The sequence below is a fragment of the Paenibacillus whitsoniae genome, from assembly GCF_003955665.1.
GTDB classification, from domain to species: Bacteria; Bacillota; Bacilli; order Paenibacillales; family NBRC-103111; genus Paenibacillus_E; species Paenibacillus_E whitsoniae.
In genome coordinates this window covers 1-459 of the sequence record NZ_RXHU01000106.1, presented here as the reverse complement: position 1 = coordinate 459, position 459 = coordinate 1, and the positions used below count along the sequence as shown (strand labels likewise).

Annotated in this window: 1 protein-coding gene; it reads right to left on the bottom strand. The window is 45.1% G+C overall.

The features are described 5' to 3' along the window. Positions 1–102: 102 nt before the first annotated feature. Positions 103–279, bottom strand: a complete 177-nt coding sequence (locus EJQ19_RS32040) for a hypothetical protein (RefSeq protein WP_164716767.1) — start codon at positions 277–279, stop codon at positions 103–105. Positions 280–459: the final 180 nt, after the last annotated feature.

Genomic DNA, 459 nt, shown 5'->3' with positions numbered 1-459 from the left:
TGTAGTTTTTGCAGGTAATGGGCGCAAGGGATCGGGGACCTAGACTGGATGACTGTCAGGTGCGCAACAAAAAACCGTCCACATCGGACGGTTCTAAGCGTATTAATGGATAGATTTCTTCGTACTTTCTTCTTTTAAAAAGGCGATGAAACGTAAAGCTTCCTGCTCCGATAATCGCTGTCCGTTCTCGGTAAAGGCGAACTCCTCCAGCAGTACATGTGCGTCTTGCCCTAGTCGATCAATCAATGATTGAACGTCTGCATCTACCGTTTTTTCCATGTCCCTTTACCTCCGGATCTCATCTATAACTAGACTATAGCAGGCAACTATTTAGAATTTATTAGCAAACTTCTAGTAAAATATTTATTTCAAAGCAGCCAACAATTCATAGGAGCGAAGCCGCTTCTCATAGTCCGGGATAGGGGACACGATCAGGTATTCGTCGGCATGGCAGAGGCG